27 protein-coding genes are annotated in these 13,482 nt (G+C 65.4%); 24 read left to right on the top strand and 3 right to left on the bottom strand.

The genetic code is table 11. The annotated features are described in order from the left end of the window. Positions 1-212: 212 nt before the first annotated feature. Positions 213-476 (top strand): hypothetical protein, encoded by a 264-nt coding sequence (locus E1H18_RS13130; RefSeq protein ID WP_172268931.1) that lies wholly within the window; start codon positions 213-215, stop codon positions 474-476. Here the strand turns inward: E1H18_RS13130 and E1H18_RS13125 are convergent. After that, on the bottom strand, positions 430-651 hold the full coding sequence (locus E1H18_RS13125) for a hypothetical protein (protein WP_172268928.1): 222 nt from the start codon (positions 649-651) through the stop codon (positions 430-432). The two genes, E1H18_RS13130 and E1H18_RS13125, sit on opposite strands and share 47 nt — an antisense overlap. After that, positions 651-872 (bottom strand): hypothetical protein, encoded by a 222-nt coding sequence (locus E1H18_RS13120; RefSeq protein ID WP_172268925.1) that lies wholly within the window; start codon positions 870-872, stop codon positions 651-653. Before E1H18_RS13120 ends, E1H18_RS13125 begins: the two co-directional genes overlap by 1 nt. A gap of 55 nt (positions 873-927) precedes the next feature. Here E1H18_RS13120 and E1H18_RS13115 point away from each other — a divergent pair, with 55 nt between their 5' ends. The 4 genes from E1H18_RS13115 to E1H18_RS13100 all read left to right on the top strand — a co-directional run bounded on the left by E1H18_RS13115 (position 928) and on the right by E1H18_RS13100 (position 3,229). Next, the gene (locus E1H18_RS13115) at positions 928-1,593 is read left to right on the top strand and encodes a S24 family peptidase (RefSeq protein WP_172268922.1); all 666 of its coding nucleotides are present in this window, start codon (positions 928-930) and stop codon (positions 1,591-1,593) included. 26 nt (positions 1,594-1,619) lie between these two features. Further along, complete coding sequence (locus tag E1H18_RS13110) at positions 1,620-1,844, top strand: hypothetical protein (protein WP_172268919.1); 225 nt, start codon at positions 1,620-1,622, stop codon at positions 1,842-1,844. Positions 1,845-1,860: 16 nt separating this feature from the next. Next, positions 1,861-2,631: a type VI secretion system-associated protein TagO gene (locus E1H18_RS13105; protein WP_172268916.1), complete on the top strand. Its 771-nt coding sequence runs from the start codon at positions 1,861-1,863 to the stop codon at positions 2,629-2,631. Positions 2,632-2,713: 82 nt separating this feature from the next. After that, complete coding sequence (locus E1H18_RS13100) at positions 2,714-3,229, top strand: hypothetical protein (RefSeq protein WP_172268913.1); 516 nt, start codon at positions 2,714-2,716, stop codon at positions 3,227-3,229. Here the strand turns inward: E1H18_RS13100 and E1H18_RS13095 are convergent. Then, positions 3,182-3,433: a hypothetical protein gene (locus E1H18_RS13095; protein WP_172268910.1), complete on the bottom strand. Its 252-nt coding sequence runs from the start codon at positions 3,431-3,433 to the stop codon at positions 3,182-3,184. The genes E1H18_RS13100 and E1H18_RS13095 overlap by 48 nt on opposite strands. Positions 3,434-3,584: 151 nt before the next feature. Between E1H18_RS13095 and E1H18_RS13090 the strand changes: the two genes are divergently transcribed. The 19 genes from E1H18_RS13090 to E1H18_RS13000 all read left to right on the top strand — a co-directional run bounded on the left by E1H18_RS13090 (position 3,585) and on the right by E1H18_RS13000 (position 13,477). After that, entirely contained in the window at positions 3,585-3,914 is a 330-nt protein-coding gene (locus E1H18_RS13090; protein WP_172268907.1) for a hypothetical protein, read from the top strand. 3 nt (positions 3,915-3,917) lie between these two features. Beyond that, a complete protein-coding gene (locus E1H18_RS13085; protein ID WP_172268904.1) occupies positions 3,918-4,313 on the top strand; it encodes a hypothetical protein in 396 nt (131 codons plus the stop codon). A gap of 4 nt (positions 4,314-4,317) precedes the next feature. Further along, a complete protein-coding gene (locus E1H18_RS13080) occupies positions 4,318-4,590 on the top strand; it encodes a hypothetical protein (RefSeq protein WP_172268901.1) in 273 nt (90 codons plus the stop codon). Next, on the top strand, positions 4,590-4,781 hold the full coding sequence (locus tag E1H18_RS13075) for a hypothetical protein (protein ID WP_172268898.1): 192 nt from the start codon (positions 4,590-4,592) through the stop codon (positions 4,779-4,781). The genes E1H18_RS13080 and E1H18_RS13075 overlap by 1 nt, the downstream gene beginning before the upstream one ends. Continuing rightward, the gene (locus tag E1H18_RS13070; RefSeq protein ID WP_172268895.1) at positions 4,778-4,972 is read left to right on the top strand and encodes a hypothetical protein; all 195 of its coding nucleotides are present in this window, start codon (positions 4,778-4,780) and stop codon (positions 4,970-4,972) included. Before E1H18_RS13075 ends, E1H18_RS13070 begins: the two co-directional genes overlap by 4 nt. Before the next feature lie 15 nt (positions 4,973-4,987). Continuing rightward, complete coding sequence (locus tag E1H18_RS13065; protein ID WP_172268892.1) at positions 4,988-5,236, top strand: hypothetical protein; 249 nt, start codon at positions 4,988-4,990, stop codon at positions 5,234-5,236. Between the two features lie 190 nt (positions 5,237-5,426). Next, positions 5,427-6,491: a hypothetical protein gene (locus tag E1H18_RS13060; protein WP_172268890.1), complete on the top strand. Its 1,065-nt coding sequence runs from the start codon at positions 5,427-5,429 to the stop codon at positions 6,489-6,491. A gap of 8 nt (positions 6,492-6,499) precedes the next feature. Then, entirely contained in the window at positions 6,500-7,324 is an 825-nt protein-coding gene (locus E1H18_RS13055; protein ID WP_206679061.1) for an ERF family protein, read from the top strand. A gap of 670 nt (positions 7,325-7,994) precedes the next feature. After that, positions 7,995-8,630, top strand: a complete 636-nt coding sequence (locus tag E1H18_RS13050) for a lambda exonuclease family protein (RefSeq protein ID WP_172268887.1) — start codon at positions 7,995-7,997, stop codon at positions 8,628-8,630. Further along, positions 8,630-9,157, top strand: coding sequence for a hypothetical protein (locus E1H18_RS13045; RefSeq protein WP_172268884.1), 528 nt, complete (start codon positions 8,630-8,632; stop codon positions 9,155-9,157). Before E1H18_RS13050 ends, E1H18_RS13045 begins: the two co-directional genes overlap by 1 nt. Then, positions 9,157-9,654 carry a hypothetical protein gene (locus E1H18_RS13040; RefSeq protein WP_172268881.1) on the top strand — a complete coding sequence of 166 codons (498 nt, stop codon included), beginning with the start codon at positions 9,157-9,159 and terminating at the stop codon, positions 9,652-9,654. The genes E1H18_RS13045 and E1H18_RS13040 overlap by 1 nt, the downstream gene beginning before the upstream one ends. Continuing rightward, the gene (locus E1H18_RS13035) at positions 9,647-10,216 is read left to right on the top strand and encodes a hypothetical protein (RefSeq protein WP_172268878.1); all 570 of its coding nucleotides are present in this window, start codon (positions 9,647-9,649) and stop codon (positions 10,214-10,216) included. The genes E1H18_RS13040 and E1H18_RS13035 overlap by 8 nt, the downstream gene beginning before the upstream one ends. A 44-nt stretch (positions 10,217-10,260) precedes the next feature. Continuing rightward, a complete protein-coding gene (locus E1H18_RS13030; RefSeq protein ID WP_172268875.1) occupies positions 10,261-10,437 on the top strand; it encodes a hypothetical protein in 177 nt (58 codons plus the stop codon). Next, on the top strand, positions 10,434-10,580 hold the full coding sequence (locus E1H18_RS13025) for a hypothetical protein (RefSeq protein WP_172268872.1): 147 nt from the start codon (positions 10,434-10,436) through the stop codon (positions 10,578-10,580). The genes E1H18_RS13030 and E1H18_RS13025 overlap by 4 nt, the downstream gene beginning before the upstream one ends. Further along, positions 10,577-11,275 carry a hypothetical protein gene (locus E1H18_RS13020; RefSeq protein WP_172268869.1) on the top strand — a complete coding sequence of 233 codons (699 nt, stop codon included), beginning with the start codon at positions 10,577-10,579 and terminating at the stop codon, positions 11,273-11,275. The genes E1H18_RS13025 and E1H18_RS13020 overlap by 4 nt, the downstream gene beginning before the upstream one ends. Further along, complete coding sequence (locus tag E1H18_RS13015) at positions 11,272-11,625, top strand: hypothetical protein (RefSeq protein ID WP_172268866.1); 354 nt, start codon at positions 11,272-11,274, stop codon at positions 11,623-11,625. Before E1H18_RS13020 ends, E1H18_RS13015 begins: the two co-directional genes overlap by 4 nt. Continuing rightward, positions 11,622-12,341, top strand: coding sequence for a DNA cytosine methyltransferase (locus E1H18_RS13010; RefSeq protein ID WP_172268862.1), 720 nt, complete (start codon positions 11,622-11,624; stop codon positions 12,339-12,341). Before E1H18_RS13015 ends, E1H18_RS13010 begins: the two co-directional genes overlap by 4 nt. 109 nt (positions 12,342-12,450) lie before the next feature. Further along, positions 12,451-12,885 carry a hypothetical protein gene (locus E1H18_RS13005; RefSeq protein ID WP_172268859.1) on the top strand — a complete coding sequence of 145 codons (435 nt, stop codon included), beginning with the start codon at positions 12,451-12,453 and terminating at the stop codon, positions 12,883-12,885. 148 nt (positions 12,886-13,033) lie between these two features. After that, entirely contained in the window at positions 13,034-13,477 is a 444-nt protein-coding gene (locus E1H18_RS13000) for a hypothetical protein (protein ID WP_172268857.1), read from the top strand. Positions 13,478-13,482: the final 5 nt, after the last annotated feature.

Raw genomic sequence — 13,482 nt, 5'->3', positions numbered from 1 at the left:
CGCGAAGCCATTCTCGTAACGACGCGCGCGCCGCGACAGCCTGGGCAGCGGGGCGTAGGCGCTGCGCTGAGCCGTCGATCTGGTTGTGGTGGTGAGTCCCCGAAAGCATGGCGTCAGGCCCATGCCGGGGTCATCGCCCCGCTGGCCGCATTGACGGACGCAGCGGGGCGCGCTCCCGTGAGAGCTGCAAAACGACTCACGGAGAACTTCAGATGGACGAAGAGACACGCGAACTTGCCCGAAACTCGAAGGAGTTCGCGCGCGAAACTCTCGGTTCGCTCGCCGACTACGGCGCACATCTCCACGTGCTGGAATCCTTCCTGGTCTCCACGGCCCAGGAACTGGAGAAGTCTAGCCCTGGCGCTGCCGCGCGGATTATCGACAACGCTCGACAACTCAACGCCCGCAGCGACCGGCTCTTCGAAGCGGTCAACCAGCATTGGGACCGCCTTTCGGCGACGATTGCCGCTCGTTGATGTTGCGCAGGTGGGTTCGCAGATCGCGCACATCTTGCGTCGCCGCGCGCATCCTTTGGGCCGCGCGAGGCCCGACGACCAGCTTGCGCCACAGCATCTCGCCGAAGGCCGCGAAGCCACACAGGCCGCCGACCAGCGGCGTCCAGTCCGTCACGATGTGGGCGAAGGCCGACATTATGCGGCCTCTTGGGTGGCGCGAGCCTTGGGGCGTCCATCGAGTTTGCGAAGATCATCGACGGCGCGAGCAAGGCGCTTGACGCCGATGTCGACAGATCCGTTTGCCAAATCTTGCAGACGGGTGGTGTCCTTGAGCAGTCGCTTGGACAGCCAGGTGCGCGAGACCTGCGCTCTTGCGCAGTAGGCGTCGCACATGCGGATGAATTCGGGGATGCTCATGACGACACAGTGGGGGAAAAATCCCCCGTCGTCAACGGGGGACACATCCCCCTGCGTGAGCAAGCGTCACGGGGGCATTATCCCCCACATGTCAGAGCTTGATAAAACCCGCCTGAAGGCCGCCATTAAGGAGCGCGGCGAAAGCTATCGGTCACTATCCCTGAAGGTCGGAACCAACGACAGCTTGGTCAAAGACATCCTCGGAGCCAAGACGGCCAATCCGCGAATGGACACGCTCCAGAAGATCGCGGGCCAACTTGGATATCCGGTCGCCTATTTCATGAAGGGCTCCGATATTGAGCCGCCAAGACCCGCGAAGCCGCAAAGGTCTGGCGCTCGACCTGTGCCGATCATCGATTGGGTCGCCGCAGGCCAGCTCGCCGACAATGTTTCGCAGCTTCCGCCCGAAAGCGAGACTATCGAGATCAGCGGTCTGCCGCCTGGCGACTACTTCGGCACGAAGGCGCGCGGCGACTCCATGAACCGCGTTGCGCCGGACGACAGCCTCTTGATCGTCAACCGGGCCGATCGGGAACTGGTGCGCGGGCGCCGCTACATCTTTTCAAGCCGGGGCAAGACGACGTTCAAGCGCTTCGGCGGAAAAGATCCGTATCGATTGGAGCCTGAGAGCTGGAACCCGACGAACGAGCCGATCTACCCGCGCGACGGCGAGACCTGGGAGGTTATCGGCCGCGTCACAATGGTAATAGCGGAGATTTGAGTGCCGCCTAGGCACAAGGAGCGGAAATGTTTGGTTCGAAGAAGGCCGATCTCTACGCCGATCAGGACGGCCGCAACGGTTCCTATGTCCAGGAGTACGAGTACCGGACCATCGTCATGCTTGGGGCCCCCGGCTTCGACAAGTTGCTGAACGAACGCGCCGCCGAAGGCTGGGAGCTTGTCAATGGCTGCATGGCCGGCACCATGCACTATGGCTACATGCGCCGCCGCCTGAAACAGAACGCCGCCTAGCGGCTGAGGAGGGGGAATGAAGTTTAGGGCAGGAGCGACCGCGCTCGCGCTTGTTTCGGTCGGCCTAACCGGCTGCGAAAATCCGGTTGAGAAGGCCGTGAGGCGCGACCTCATCGACGGCGAGAGCGCAAAGTTCGAGGAGGTAGAGCGCTGCTCGAACGACCCGAAGGTCTATCGCGGCAAGGTCAACGCCAAGAACCGGATGGGCGCCTACGTCGGATCGGAGCCATTCTTCTACGACGGCATTACCACCGTCTTCGCCAGCAGCGACGGCTTCATGCCGATGATGGCCCGTTGCTACGGGCCAATGCCTGGCGACAAGCCTGCCAACCCTGCCATCGGTGCCTGGGAAACCCACGACAGCACCAATCCGGTCGATGATAGCAAGACGCTCATGATTTCGCTGAAGGCGAGCGAAGGTGCGTCGTCTACCGGTGAGCCAGTTGTTCTGATCATTCGATGCCAATCAAAGAAGACTGAGCTCTTCGTCAATTGGAACAACTATCTCGGGAATGATAGTGGGAGCCCATATAGTGATTGGAAGCATGTCGTAGTTCGAGTTGGGACTGAGGCCGCATCCAGCCAACAATGGGGACTATCGACCGACAGTCAGGCCACCTTCGCTTCGGGCTCAGACATTGATTTGATCAAGAAGATGGCCAAGGCGGATCGCCTCGTACTTCAGACCACCCCCTTCAGCGAGAGCCCTGTCACCGCCGTATTCCAGCTCAAAGGAATGGACATCGCGGTGAAGCCGTTAGCCGCCAGCTGCGGCTGGACGCTCTAGCCCCCCCCTTACCCCTTGGAGGGGTGAAAGCGCCCTTACCTTCCTGGAGGCTGAAATGACAGGATCGACTGAGATGCCTGATATGGATCCGCTGCTGCTGGCCGTCGGCCGAGGCATCCAGGCCTTCTCGGCTGTGGAAGACGGCGTCACCTCATGCTTCGGAGCCATGCTCGGCGATGGCGCTCCCTTCCATCACCTGATTCACGACGCTGTTCGTGGCTTCGAGATGAAGCTGAAGACCGTCGACGCAATTGCGCCCTATGCCGTGCCGGATGAACTCTCTGAGCGCTGGAGGCAACTGTCCGCGCAATGCAGAAAGCGCGCGCAAACTCGGCATCATCTAGCCCACTGGACGGTCGCAGTCGTCCCTACGCCTAAATCGGTACCCTCTGCGGATGATCCGGTCTCGGAAGTGCTTCTCGTCCCGGCTCGCGGCACGACCGAAGGCCTGCTGCTACGCCATCCGCACCTAGGTCAGTCGAAGAAACAGGCGGTCACCTTGGCCGAGGTTCGGTCTTTTACGACCGCCTGCATTCGGCTGTACACCGAGCTAACCGATCTTGCCGTCGCGATCCGCGGCCAACGCCAGGGCCAATAGCTCGCGCGCATCGGCCTCGGTGATGTCGGCTATGCGAAACGACAAGCCATCGTAATTGTCGTGGGCCCACTTCAGCACCGCTTCAACGGCGGCGCTGGAGATCACCGGCACCGCCGCGCTGGGCTTCAGCTCTTCCACTCGATCCATGCCCAACTCCGCCAGCGTGTGGCCGGCAACATCGCGCGGCGCCTGGTTCAAGTCCATCCCGACCTCCATCCAGCCCGGCCCTAGTGCCGGGCTTTTCTATGGGTGGAGGATAGCAGCAAGATAACCGGGGGACAAATCCCCCACTTTCTTGTTGACGGGGGATATTTCCCCCATCATAGTAGCTTCATCGAATTGATGGAGCGCCGACATGGCCACCACCTCCACCCTAGACGCCGCAATGATCGAAGCGACCGCATCGCGTGCGCCGGTTCAGCGCAAGCTGACCGTCACGAAGGCCGAATACGACGCCGCCCGCGCTGAGCTGGACGCTCGCGCCCGTGCTGGCCAGACGGTCCAGGGCCGCAATCGCCTCGGCCACTTCACCAAGGGCGTGAAGGTCTTCACCGTCGGCAAGGCTCCGGTCGCCGAGGCTCCAGCCAAGGTCGAGAAGGTCGTCACGGTGGCCAAGGTCGCCGTCCGCATCGACCGCGAGCGCAGCGCCCCGGCCTCGGCTGTCGTCGTCTCGGCGGGGGTCTGAACCATGGCCAAGCGCTTCACCCACTACACGACCGTCCGCCTCAGCGCGGGCGAAGGCGGTGAGTTCGAGGTCAAGCTGACGTTCAGCGTCGCTTGGGGCTCGCCCGAGACCGGCCGCTTTGGCCCGGTCGAGGGTTACGACCCCGGCTCGGACAGCGAGGTCGAGGAGATCAAGGTCGCCGAGATCGACGGCCTGACCTCTGGCTGGGGCAAGGCGTTCGCGCTGGGCTTCGAGACCGATGATCAGATCGCCGCTGCGGTGATCGAGGCCCTGACCGACGGCGACTATGACGCGATGCTGGTCGAGGCCAGCGAGGAAGCGGCCGATGACGCCGAGGCCGCCGCTGAATACCGCGCCGAGAGCCGCCGCGACGCCGCCCGCTACTACGGGGAGGCCTGAGACCATGGCCGCCACCATCACCCCTACCCCCATGACCTTCTGGTCGGTCGGCGGCGACGTGCTGATGCGCGTTCCGGGTGGTCGCCCGATGGCCCTGGCCGAAACCTCCATCGCCGATCTGCTCGACGTCATGAACGACGAGATGGAGGCGGCCGACGCGGCGGGCGCCAAGGTGGTCTGGGCGGACCTCGTTGTCCGTCACTGCCAGCTTCTCGAAGCGCTGCACACCGCCCGCTGCTGGGCTCGCGCCGCTGGCGACATTCCGAGGGCCGCCTGATGACCGAGGATGAAGCCAAGACCAAGGCGTGTCCGTACGCCAAGAACTTCGGCGCCAGCCAACAGGTCGCTGAAGGACCCGGTCCGCACTGCGTCGCCTCGGCCTGCATGGCATGGCGCACTACCAGCAAGTCGAACGGCTCCAACTTCTACCGGGACGGCTACTGCGGCCTCGCTGGAGCACTGCAATGACCGCCGCCGACCTCGCCAAGATGGTCCGCCGCGCCTCGCTGGCGATGCCGATCAACCATCCCGACCAAGCCGCCCTTCAGGAAGCGCACGACGCCCTGATGGCCGCGCCCTCGGTCGCCCGCCCGAACGTCCTGCCGATGTACCGGCCGGCCAAGCGTCCCACCGACCCCACGCCGCCTCGCGCGGCCTAACCCGAGGACTTCCCTATGTCTGTTGTCCGCACCGATTGGCGCGCGGTGAACCGCCTTGGCGTCACCGTTCGCACCTTCGATGACCGTGGCGCCGCCTGTGCCTGGGTTGCCGAACACGCCACCCGCTATGGCGGGCTGGAAGTCCGCGAATTTACGCTGACCGAGCGCAGCCGCCGGGTGTTCCGCGTCGATCGCGACACGGCGCTGATCGCCGCCGGCCGCCCGAAGCTGGAGGGCGCGGCGCTGGCCAGGGCATTTGCCTGACCGATGACGCCCTGCCCTGCGCTGCCCTCGCCGCCGCCCGGCTCTGCATGGCCCTGGCCCGCTCGCCCGACGAACTCCGGGCCTGGGGCTCCGACCACGCCCAGCAGATCGCGCGGGCAGATCCATCAACCCAGCAGGCTTGCCGCGACGCCTACGCCGCGCGCCTGCGCCAACTGAAGGAGACCACCCGATGAACGCTCCTACCTCCCTGCTTCCGCTCGTTGAAGCCGATCCGTCGATGGTCCTGACCGACGGCGCGAAGTTCGCCGCCTTCCTGGAAGCCGTACGCGTGGAGTCGGCCAAGGCCGGCGTCGACGTCAGCACCGCCAAGGGCCGCGACGCCATCAAGTCGGCCGCCTACAAGATCGTCCGTTCCAAGACCGCTATCGATGCCGCCGGCAAGACGCTGAACGAGAGCGCCCGCGAGCAGATCAACAAGGTCGACGCCGCCCGCCGCGAAATCCGCGAGAAGATGGACGCCCTGGCCGCCGAGGTGCGCCAGCCGCTCACTGACTGGGAAGAGGTCGAGAAGGCGCGTGTTGACCGCTGCAAGGCGGTGCTGGAGCGCCTGCAGTCGGCTGCCGCGTTCGACGTCGGCGCCCAGAGCGATCAGGTGGCCGCCCGCCTCGCCGAGGTCGAGGCCACGGTCATTGACGCCAGCTTCGAAGACTTCGAGCAGGCGGGCCACAACCTCAAGGCCGCCGCTGTCGCCGCCCTGACGAGCGCCCTTGAGCGCATGCGCAAGGAAGAGGCCGACCGCGCCGAACTGGCCGCGCTGCGCGCCGCCGAGGATGAGCGCCAGGCCCGCGAGGCCGCTGAACGGGCGGAGCGAGAACACGCCGAGCGCGCCGCACAGGCCGCCAAGGCCGAGGAGGAGCGCATAGCCTCCGCAGCCAAGGCGGCAGAGGAGTCCGCCCGCGCCCAAGTCGAGCGCGAAGCTGCGGAAGCGCGCGCCGCCCAGCAGCGCCAGCACGACGAGGCCATCGCCGCCGAACGCCGCCGCGCCGAACAGGCTGAAGCCGCGCAAAAGGCTGAAGCTGAACGCATCGCCCGCGAGGAAGCCAGGCGCGCCGCTGAGGCCCAGGCCGCCGCAGCCGCGCAGGCAGCCCGCGAAGCCGACATCGAGCACAAGTCGAAGGTCATGGGCGCCGCGAAGGACGCCCTAGTGGCGCTCGGCATTCCCGAAGCCAAGGCCAAGTCCGTCGTGCTGGCCATTAAGGCCGGCGAAATCCCCAACGTCTCGATCCGGTTCTGAGGCGGCCGATGCTCGCCGCGACCCACGACTTCACCCAGGAGATCATCATGGAAGACCTCGCCGCCGCGCGGATCTTGCCCGCCGACTACCAACAGACCGCTTTTGCCCCTCCGGTGTCGGCGCGCGCCGGCGCGGAAACCGCTGCCCTGATCAGCATGATCGAGCGCGTCGTGCTGGACCCGAACGTCAGCATGGACCGCCTGGAGCGCCTGCTGGACATGCAGGAGCGCGTGATCGGCCGCAACGCCGAGGCCGCCTATGCCGACGCCTTCGCGCTGATGCAGCCGGAACTCCCGGTCATCGACGAGAACGGCGCCATCAAAAACAAGCAGGGCGAGGTCCAGTCGACCTATGCCGAGTGGTCGGACATCAACGAGGCGATCAAGCCCGTTCTGGCGACCCACGGCTTCGGCCTGTCCTTTCTCTGCAACCAGGCCGCCGGGGAGGTCACGATCACTGGCGTCCTGCGCCACCGCGCCGGATACACCGAGCGCACTTCGATCACCCTGCCGATCGACATGACCGGGTCCAAGAACGGCGTCCAGGGCGTCGGCTCGTCGACCAGCTATGGCCAGCGCTACACCGCCAAGCTGCTGCTGAACCTGACCAGCCGCGCCAAGCAAGACCGCGACGACGACGGCCAGAAGGGCGGCGCGCCGCTTGCCGTTACCACTTCGATCAACGCCATCGACCTCTGTGAGACCGCGGCCGAACTGACGGCGTGGAAGAAGGCCAACGGCGAGATGATCCAGGCCCTGCCTGCCGATCAAGCCGACCTCATCGTCCGCGCCTGGAATGCCCGCGCTCGCAAGCTGCGCGAGGTCGCTCAATGACCATGCCTGCGCGCACTATCGAAAGTCGATATGCGAGTCACGTTGGTCAGACGGTCGGAAGCCTGACCTTCAACGGCATTGCGCAGCGGCGCGGCGATAGCGGCCGCGTCTTTGGCGAGTTCCGATGCGCCTGTGGCCGCGTCGTCTTTCTGCCGGCCGGCCGAACCCTACGCGCGAAGACCAGAACCCATTGCGGCTGCAAGACCGACCATGGAGCCCATCGGCGCCACGGGATGAGGAATTCGCCTGAGTACAGTTCTTGGTCCGCAATGAAAGCCCGATGCTTAGATCCGGACAACAAAGATTACCCGAGGTGGGGTGGTCGCGGGATAACGATCTTCGCATCCTGGATAGCCTCGTTCGAGGCCTTCTACTCTTACATGGGCGACCGGCCCGCTGGCACTTCGCTCGACCGCATAGACAACGCCAAGGGCTATGTGCCCGGCAACGTTCGGTGGGCGACGACCCAAGAGCAGCAGTGCAATCGGCGGACCAGCTACACGGTCGAGATTGATGGCGTCGAATATCCCTCAATGGAAGCGGCGGCTGACGCTCATTCAGTCAGCGTCATGACCATCACCAGGTGGTGCGACGGCTACACCGACGCGAGGCGAGCCCACCTAGGCCCCACCCCTCCAAAACCGAATTGCTCCCGCCGGAGGACATATCAATGACGGCCTTGATTATTCAGGGAACGCCAGAGTGGAAGGCCTTGCGTTTGGGCCGCGTGACAGCCTCGCGCGTGGCTGACGTCCTGGCGAAGGGCAAGTCAGGACCTTCGGCGTCGCGTGGCAACTATGCCGCCCAGTTGATTTCCGAGCGCCTGACCGGCGTCGCGGCCGAGGGCTTCAAGAGCGCGGCCATGGACTGGGGGAACGAGAAGGAGGCGGAGGCACGCTCCCTCTATGAGTTCCTGACCGAGGCAGAGATCGCCGAGGTCGGCTTCGTCGATCACCCGCGCATCGCCATGTCCGGCGCGAGCCCGGACGGCCTGGTCGGCGACGACGGGCTGATCGAGATCAAGTGCCCCAACACGTCGACCCACATCGACACGCTGATTAGCGGCACCATCCCGACCAAGTACCAGATCCAAATGAACTGGCAGATGGCCTGCACCGGCCGGGCCTGGTGCGATTTCGTCAGCTACGACCCCCGCCTCCCGGCCGACATGCGCAAGTTCGTCAAGCGCTTCCCGCGCGACGAAATCCGCATCGCCGAGACCGAGCGCGAGGTTCGCGCCTTCTTGGCCGAGGTCGACGCCACTATCGACGCTCTGCGCGCCGCCGTGATCCGCGAGGCCGCCTGATGGACGCCGCCGCTCCGCTACCCTTCGTCTGGAACGGCGAGGCCATGGTCCCGCCGCCGGGGTTTTCTCGGCGGTGCGACGAGGCCTTCGTCATCGGCCAGCGCTACGTCCTGACGGAAGTGCAGGAGCGGTCGGCCAAGAGCCACGCCCAGTTTTTTGCGATCGTCAACGAGGCCTTCGCGAACCTGAGCGAGGCGGACGCGGCGCGCTTCCCGTCGGCGACGATCCTGCGCAAGCACTGCCTGATCCGCGCTGGCTTCTGCGACGTCCAAGAGACGGCCTGCAAGTTCAAGACCGAGGCTGTGCGTCTGGCCGCGACGATCCAAGCCACGGCGGCGATGCTGGAAGACTACGTCATCGTCACCGTGCGCGGGAAGGTCGTCACGTCCTACCGGGCCAAGAGCATGAAGCTCCCCGCCATGGACAAGGCGACCTTCCAGGACGCCAAGGACAAGTGCCTCGCGATCCTCGGCGAAATGCTTGGTGTCGACCCGATGGCGCTGTCACGCCGGGCGGAGGCCGCCTGATGGCCAACTACCGTCACCCTGGCCTGATCCGCCTCGCCGCCAAGGCTCCGCACTGCATGCTCTGCGGCGTCCGCAACGAGGGCCAAGTCGTCAGCGCGCATAGCAATCAAGGCCGGGACGGCAAGGGCACGGGCCTGAAGGCCAGTGACGCGGCCATCGCGTTTTTGTGCTGGACCTGCCACGGCCGGGTTGACCAGGGCAACGAGCCCAAGACGGTCAAGTTCGACCTCTGGGACGGCGCGCACCGCAAGACCATGCGCTGGCTGCTCGAAAGCGGCCACTTCATCGTCAGCCCCGTGCCGACGCCGCCGCCGGTCATCGAGACCAAGCCCAAGGCGAAGATCGCCACCCGCAAGGTCGCCTGGCCTCAGGGCCGAGAGATCCAGTCGCGCGGCTTCGAGCGTCCCGCCACGCCCCGGAAGATCCAGAGCCGTGGCTTCCAGAAGCGTCCGGCGTCCCCCACCCCTACGCATAAGGAAGAAACACGAGATGGGTGAGATCAGACAAGAACAGGAGGTCTCCCGGAACGGTGGACCCGTGGGCAGCGCGGACGCGGGTTCCCTGCCCGCGCTCGCAGAACGGATCGCCGAAGTCATGGACGACGGTGACGGCTTCTGGCGCGCCTGTACTGGTTGCCAGGAGAGCATCGACGGCTACGTCTCGACCCGCGACTACCCGCGCAGTTCAGTCTTCCGGTGCCAGCCCGGAGCCGGTTGCCGGGAGTGCGGCGGCCTGGGCGTGATCTGGGACAACATCGACTACGGGGCCATGGCTGACGCGATGTTGGCGGACGAGGCTGCCACCCCCGATGAGCAATTCGCGGCCGAAGAGGCTGAGCACTACGCGCCGAACACCACCCTGACGATGAGGCAGCTCGTTGCCGGTTGCCGAGCCATGCACGATTGCCAGGGCACGCAGGACGCGGACGCCCTGATGCACCACCCCTATCAAAAGTCGTGGGAGGAGCCGACCAAGCCTCGCTGGGCGCAATGGATCGAGACGGTAGCAGAGGTCTACGCCGCTATCGAGGCCGCCACCCAACCCGGCGGTGCATCATGACCCCCGACCACACCCCCTCCAGCCCTACCGTAGGGGCGGAGACCTTGCGCGATCGGTTCGCGATGGCGGCGCTGACGGGCTTGCTGGCCAACAGTCTGGCGGAGCCGCGCTATAGCGGAAACCTGATCTACGCCGCCGAGGAGGCCTATCGGATAGCCGACGAGATGCTGGTTCAACGGGCCGCCCTCTCCAACGGTGAGCATAGCCGAGGTGGAGTATGAGCCGCCCGACCTGCAAATCGCCGGGCTGCGGCGGCGCGATCACCGACAAGACCCGGTCGAAGTTCTGCAAGGAGCATCGGGGGCCGAACACGCACGGGATCAAGCCGAGCGCTCGGTTCTTCGCGGAGGCGGTGTCGCAGTGACCGACATCCACCACGTCACGCCGATCACGCCGAATGCAGCGCTCATCGACGTATGCACCGGCCGCGACTTGCTCGTCAGCATGTACCGGCCCGACCAGCTCGCCACCGTGCTGGAAATTGGCCGCCTGATCATAACCGATCACGGCAATTTCTCGACCTGGATCGCCGCCATGAAGGCCGCCCGTGAATGGTCCGAAGAGAACGTGCCGAGCGCCACCTATTTCAAGTGGCTTGAGCCGTTCATCTGGCGTCCGAACGTCAAGGCGATCATGCCCGACATTCCCGGCGCGCCGTCGCAGATCAACGATGGCCAGCTTTTGGACTGGCCGTTCCCCGTCGAGAAGGGGATGCCCGTCTATCACATGGATGGGCCGATCGCGCGCTTCGGACGCCTGCTGGAGAAGTACCCGCGCGTCTGCATGGGCTGGATTGGCGACCCCAAGAAGGAACCGGTGGGCTGTGATGCTTACTGGCGCCGGGTCGAGGAAATCGAGCGCGAGCTTGGGCTCGACGTCTGGCAGCAGACCCACATGCTTCGGGGGGTGGCGGTGGCCTTTGATCGCCCCTTTCGCCGGAGCCGACGCCAGCAGCCTCGGCCAAAACGGCCATCGCTACGACAGCCCCATGGACGAGTTGCTCGGCGACAAGTGGCGCGGGCGTCGTTCCTACGCCGACAAGCTGGAGAGAAAGCATGACCACCAGCCGATACGGAAAAGGCGGGTTCGAGGACCGGTTTCGCGTGACCCGCGTGGACGGCAAGCCGTTCCGACCGGAAGCCCGCTATTTGGTCTTGGACTATAGTGGTGCCGATCCCCATGCCTTGGTGGCGATCGAGGCTTATGCGGCGAGCGTGGACGAGGACAACCATCACCTCGCCATGGACCTGCTGACCGCGATCCAGCACCCCGAAGCCTTTCCGGCCCAGCATGACTCCTCCCCGCCTACCGATGGCCCGAAGGGTCAAGACGGGCAGGATCGGGCTAGACACCCCTCTACCGTCTCTACACAAGGGGACGGGGACAGCCGCGAAGGTGGGCGGTCGTGAGCCGGCCTCGCCTTCTCGACCTGTTCTCGTGCGCGGGTGGCGCCGCCAAGGGCTATCAACTCGCCGGCTTCCACGTGACGTCGGTTGATATTGAGCGCCAGCCCCGCTGCACCGCTGACGAGTTCGTTCAGGCGAACGCGGTGGATCTTAAGTCGGAGTGGGTCGCCAGCTTCGACGCGATCCACGCGAGCCCGCCTTGTCAGTTTGGCTCAGAGCTAACCCCGGCGAACGCGCGGGGACGACACCTAAACCTGATCCCGCTGACCCGTGAGATACTCCGCGACTCCGGCCGTCCCTACGTCATCGAGAACGTCAGGGCGGCTCGCGCTCACCTGATCAGTCCCGTCTCGTTGTTCGGGACCATGTTCGATATGCACATGGTGACGAGCGCGGGCCGGAAGTACGTGCTCACGCGCGAGCGCCTGTTCGAGACGAACTGGGACCTCTCAGCGCCGGCCGATCTCGGTCCCCAGGGCCACCCGATCGCCAACATCTATGGCGGCCACCTGCGCTGCCGTAGCGGCGAGCACAGGACCGGCAAGGGCACCGGCCGGACCATGGACTTCCCTGGCGAAGACCGGCCCGCGCTGGCGCGTCAGCTCATGCAGATGCCTTGGGCTTCGATGGGCGAGATGTCGGAGGCCGTTCCCCCGCCCTTCACCGAGCACATCGGCCGGCAGCTTCGCGCGATCCTCCAGCTTCGCGAGGCCGCATGACCCCGCCTTTCCAGCAGAGCGCCGCGCCTGGTGACGGGCTAGTCCCGCGAAAGGTCGGCGCGTGCTGCCCCCAAATTCCACCCTCAAGCCCTGAGGAGGGGCTGACCCCATGACCACGACTGAACAACGAGAGCGGGTCGTAGCTGCTGCGCCGGATAGCGGCCTGATCAAGCGGTCTGACGTGATCGACCTGCTACAGCGCCTTGCCGCCGAACATGCGGATCTGGCCCTGGAAGGCGGAGAGAATGCCCGAGCGCGCGAAACTGCTGAAGCTGCTCTGACGCGCGTGAAACACGCCGTAGCCTTCCTGCCGGCTGAAACCGCCCTTCAGCAGGAGAACGAGCGGCTGCGGGAGGCGGCGAAGCTGTCGGAAGCCAAGTCCGACATGCTGGCCGACAGCAACTATCTGGCCGGCGTCACGGCGGGGTGGAATGCTGCTCAGGACGGCAATCCTAACGAAGCGCTGGCCAAAATCCAGAACAGCCGGAAGGGCCACATCGGAGCATATCGCGCCGCCCTCTCCCGAAAGGACCAAGCCGGATGAGCCGCCAGACGTGCGAGCGCTGCCAGGGCAACGGCGAGGTAGTCACAGACTGGGATCGGTATCTCACCCCCCAGGAAGGCGACGCAGGGGACGAAGCCGTCGCGACATGCCCCGACTGCGGCGATGTGGATGAAGACGAGGACCACTTATGACCGACATGTTCAAGGGCGACGATGCGGGCCTGAAGCCCGCCGCCCAGGCCCTGATTGACGCCGTGGAGCAGGACGCCACCGGCCGCTGGTTCATCGGCGGCGAGGATCCTGAAGCGCTGGCCAGCAACCTGCTGTCGGCCCTCAACGCCACGGATGACGCCTCTCTAGTGAAGGGGCGGGTTCTGGACAGCGAAGGTCTGACCGACAAGCTGACGGTCGGCCATCCGAACGCCTACCTCAACGCGATCTTCGACTTCGGCGCGGGCTTGCTGGCGCAATGGATCGCGAAGGGCCTTCCCGCCGTGGAAGTGGTCGACGGCATCAAGCACCTGGAGTCGGCCTCGCGCGGCCTACACGCTCTCGCCGCTCGCGGGGCGGGTCAGGGCGAGGCGGCCTCACGGGTCCGCGCCCTATCTAAGGAGGGGGATGCGAATGGCTAGGGGGA

Source organism: Caulobacter sp. RHG1 (assembly GCF_013181195.1).
GTDB lineage: Bacteria > Pseudomonadota > Alphaproteobacteria > Caulobacterales > Caulobacteraceae > Caulobacter.
Note: the sequence above shows the minus strand (reverse complement) of the source record. Positions and strands in the feature narration are given on the sequence as shown.

Excerpts from the sequence above, each read along its gene's own strand:
- E1H18_RS13075 (WP_172268898.1), top strand. The coding sequence starts at position 4,590 with ATGACCGAGGATGAAGCCAAGACCAAGGCGTGTCCGTACGCCAAGAAC.
- E1H18_RS13065 (WP_172268892.1), top strand. The coding sequence starts at position 4,988 with ATGTCTGTTGTCCGCACCGATTGGCGCGCGGTGAACCGCCTTGGCGTC.
- E1H18_RS13130 (WP_172268931.1), top strand. The coding sequence starts at position 213 with ATGGACGAAGAGACACGCGAACTTGCCCGAAACTCGAAGGAGTTCGCG.
- E1H18_RS13070 (WP_172268895.1), top strand. The coding sequence starts at position 4,778 with ATGACCGCCGCCGACCTCGCCAAGATGGTCCGCCGCGCCTCGCTGGCG.
- E1H18_RS13025 (WP_172268872.1), top strand. The coding sequence starts at position 10,434 with ATGAGCCGCCCGACCTGCAAATCGCCGGGCTGCGGCGGCGCGATCACC.
- E1H18_RS13110 (WP_172268919.1), top strand. The coding sequence starts at position 1,620 with ATGTTTGGTTCGAAGAAGGCCGATCTCTACGCCGATCAGGACGGCCGC.
- E1H18_RS13000 (WP_172268857.1), top strand. The coding sequence starts at position 13,034 with ATGACCGACATGTTCAAGGGCGACGATGCGGGCCTGAAGCCCGCCGCC.
- E1H18_RS13105 (WP_172268916.1), top strand. The coding sequence starts at position 1,861 with ATGAAGTTTAGGGCAGGAGCGACCGCGCTCGCGCTTGTTTCGGTCGGC.
- E1H18_RS13060 (WP_172268890.1), top strand. The coding sequence starts at position 5,427 with ATGAACGCTCCTACCTCCCTGCTTCCGCTCGTTGAAGCCGATCCGTCG.
- E1H18_RS13120 (WP_172268925.1), bottom strand. The coding sequence starts at position 872 with ATGAGCATCCCCGAATTCATCCGCATGTGCGACGCCTACTGCGCAAGA.
- E1H18_RS13100 (WP_172268913.1), top strand. The coding sequence starts at position 2,714 with ATGGATCCGCTGCTGCTGGCCGTCGGCCGAGGCATCCAGGCCTTCTCG.
- E1H18_RS13095 (WP_172268910.1), bottom strand. The coding sequence starts at position 3,433 with ATGGACTTGAACCAGGCGCCGCGCGATGTTGCCGGCCACACGCTGGCG.
- E1H18_RS13050 (WP_172268887.1), top strand. The coding sequence starts at position 7,995 with ATGACGGCCTTGATTATTCAGGGAACGCCAGAGTGGAAGGCCTTGCGT.
- E1H18_RS13035 (WP_172268878.1), top strand. The coding sequence starts at position 9,647 with ATGGGTGAGATCAGACAAGAACAGGAGGTCTCCCGGAACGGTGGACCC.
- E1H18_RS13055 (WP_206679061.1), top strand. The coding sequence starts at position 6,500 with ATGCTCGCCGCGACCCACGACTTCACCCAGGAGATCATCATGGAAGAC.
- E1H18_RS13090 (WP_172268907.1), top strand. The coding sequence starts at position 3,585 with ATGGCCACCACCTCCACCCTAGACGCCGCAATGATCGAAGCGACCGCA.
- E1H18_RS13045 (WP_172268884.1), top strand. The coding sequence starts at position 8,630 with ATGGACGCCGCCGCTCCGCTACCCTTCGTCTGGAACGGCGAGGCCATG.
- E1H18_RS13040 (WP_172268881.1), top strand. The coding sequence starts at position 9,157 with ATGGCCAACTACCGTCACCCTGGCCTGATCCGCCTCGCCGCCAAGGCT.
- E1H18_RS13015 (WP_172268866.1), top strand. The coding sequence starts at position 11,272 with ATGACCACCAGCCGATACGGAAAAGGCGGGTTCGAGGACCGGTTTCGC.
- E1H18_RS13085 (WP_172268904.1), top strand. The coding sequence starts at position 3,918 with ATGGCCAAGCGCTTCACCCACTACACGACCGTCCGCCTCAGCGCGGGC.
- E1H18_RS13005 (WP_172268859.1), top strand. The coding sequence starts at position 12,451 with ATGACCACGACTGAACAACGAGAGCGGGTCGTAGCTGCTGCGCCGGAT.
- E1H18_RS13080 (WP_172268901.1), top strand. The coding sequence starts at position 4,318 with ATGGCCGCCACCATCACCCCTACCCCCATGACCTTCTGGTCGGTCGGC.
- E1H18_RS13125 (WP_172268928.1), bottom strand. The coding sequence starts at position 651 with ATGTCGGCCTTCGCCCACATCGTGACGGACTGGACGCCGCTGGTCGGC.